The sequence below is a fragment of the Bradyrhizobium sp. PRIMUS42 genome, assembly GCF_023006515.1.
Lineage (GTDB): Bacteria > Pseudomonadota > Alphaproteobacteria > Rhizobiales > Xanthobacteraceae > Bradyrhizobium.
In genome coordinates this window covers 1-1,915 of sequence record NZ_JALBGZ010000969.1, presented here as the reverse complement: position 1 = coordinate 1,915, position 1,915 = coordinate 1, and the positions used below count along the sequence as shown (strand labels likewise).

The 1,915-nt window shown below is 64.8% G+C and carries 3 protein-coding genes; 2 read left to right on the top strand and 1 reads right to left on the bottom strand.

Annotated elements, in window-relative coordinates; all coding sequences use genetic code 11:
* The coding region (locus MOV75_RS36355) for an MFS transporter (protein ID WP_247007790.1) at positions 1 to 793 on the top strand (793 nt) is incomplete at its 5' end.
* 28 nt (positions 794 to 821) lie between these two features.
* Here the strand turns inward: MOV75_RS36355 and MOV75_RS36350 are convergent.
* Positions 822 to 1,487: a glutathione S-transferase family protein gene (locus tag MOV75_RS36350; RefSeq protein WP_246931108.1), complete on the bottom strand. Its 666-nt coding sequence runs from the start codon at positions 1,485 to 1,487 to the stop codon at positions 822 to 824.
* 163 nt (positions 1,488 to 1,650) lie between these two features.
* On the opposite strand from MOV75_RS36350, the gene MOV75_RS36345 reads away from it, so the two are divergent.
* A partial coding sequence (locus tag MOV75_RS36345; RefSeq protein WP_309487001.1) for a DUF2239 family protein occupies positions 1,651 to 1,915 on the top strand: 265 nt, incomplete at its 3' end.

The following is a 1,915-nucleotide window of genomic DNA, read 5'->3' as shown; positions in this document are numbered from 1 at the left end:
CGGCTGGGGCCTCGCGGTGCTGTCGCAAGCGATCCTGTTCTCGGTCTTGCCGCCGGAGACGGCCTGGCGCTGGATGTTCGTGATCGGCGCGCTGCCGGCGCTGCTCGTGTTCTACATCCGCCGCTCCGTCACCGAGCCGGAAATCTCGGCCCAGGCCCGCGCCAGGCAGGCCGCGAGCGGCGATCGCCCGGCGCTCTGGGAGATTTTCTCCGGTCCGATCCTGAAGACCACGATCCTGGCGTCGCTGATGGCGACGGGCTGCCAGGGCGGCTACTACGCCGTCACGTTCTGGGTGCCGCAATTCCTGACCAAGGAGCGGCATCTGTCGATCGTCGGCTCGACCGGCTATCTCTCGACGCTGATCATCGGCTCCTTCATCGGCTATCTCGTCGGCGCCTGGCTTGCCGACCGCATCGGACGTCGCAATCTGTTCCTGATCTTCTCGATCGGCGCCATGGCTGTGGTGCTGCTCTATACGCAGCTGCCGCTCACCAATGAAGTCCTCTGGGTGCTCGGTTTCCCGCTCGGCTTCTTCGCCTCGGGCTATTTCTCCGGCATCGGCGCGTTCCTGACCGAGCTTTATCCGACGCGGCTGCGCGGCTCCGGCCAGGGCTTTTGCTACAATTTCGGCCGCGGCATCGGCGCGCTGTTTCCGTTCCTCGTTGGCGCGCTCTCGGCGACGACGTCGCTTGCGAATGCGATCGCGATCTTCGCGGTGGTGGCCTACGCTGTGTTCTTCATTGCCGCCTTTGCGCTGCCCGAGACGCGCGGGCGCGTCCTGCACGCGGACTAAACTCCCGGCGTGGGGCGGCGAGGAAAACTTACCGCCCCACCTGATACGGTCCGCCCTTTTCCAACGCACGAGCATAGGCCGGCCGCGCGTGGATGCGCTCGAGGAATGCCATCGCCTTGGGATGGCCCTGCTCGAGGCCGCCGCGCGCTTGCGCCGCCTCCAGCGGAAAGCTCATCTGAATGTCGGCAGCCGTGAAGTCGTTGCCAGCGAACCACTCGCTCTTCGCAAGCTCGCCTTCCCAGTAATCCATGTGCTGCTTGAGCTGCGGATTGACCAGCGTGGTCAGCGCCGTGTTCGAGACCTTGCGCACCAGCGGACGAAGCAGTGCGGGCGCGCGCTTCGGCATCAGCGTGAATAGCAGCTTCAGCAGCAACGGCTGCATCGCGGATCCTTCGGCATAATGCAGCCAATAGGTGAAGCGCAGCCGCTCCGGCGTGTTCGGAGGCGGAATCAGGCGGCCGTTGCCGTAGGTCGCGATGAGATATTCGATGATCGCGCCTGACTCGGCGATGGTGTTGCCGTTGTCGGTGATGACGGGCGACTTGCCGAGCGGATGGATGGCGCGCAGCTCCTTCGGCGCGCGCATATCCGCCTGGCGCTGATAGCGCACGATCTCGTAGGGCACGCCCAACTCTTCGAGCAGCCACAGCACGCGCTGCGAGCGGGAATTGTTGAGGTGGTGAACGGTCAGCATCGGCGAGGTCCCCCAAGGCTAGGCGTGGTGGCTAGGCGTGGTCGGTCGGCCGCGTACCTGCCAGCCCGGGAACGCAATGTCGAGCCATCCGGTCGGATAATTTCACCCGGGTATATTGACAACCTAAATATACCCGGGTATTAAACGGCCCGGCATCGTCAATATGGCAATGATTCCAATGCAGAAGATTTTCACCGCTTTCCAAGGCCCGCGTCGCCTGGTGTCCGGACCGGCAGGGGAAGTCGCGCTAATCGTCAAGCGGATGGCGCCACTGCCGGACGAGCCCATCATCATCTTCGAGGACGACACCGGCCGATCGATCGACTTCGATCTGCGCGGCGGGGACCGCGAAGTGCTGACGCGGTTGGCGAAGCTCGTCCCGCCCCCGGTCGAGGAGAGCACGCCATCAAGCGAGCCGCGCGGCCGCG

Excerpts from the sequence above, each read along its gene's own strand:
- MOV75_RS36350 (WP_246931108.1), bottom strand. The coding sequence starts at position 1,487 with ATGCTGACCGTTCACCACCTCAACAATTCCCGCTCGCAGCGCGTGCTG.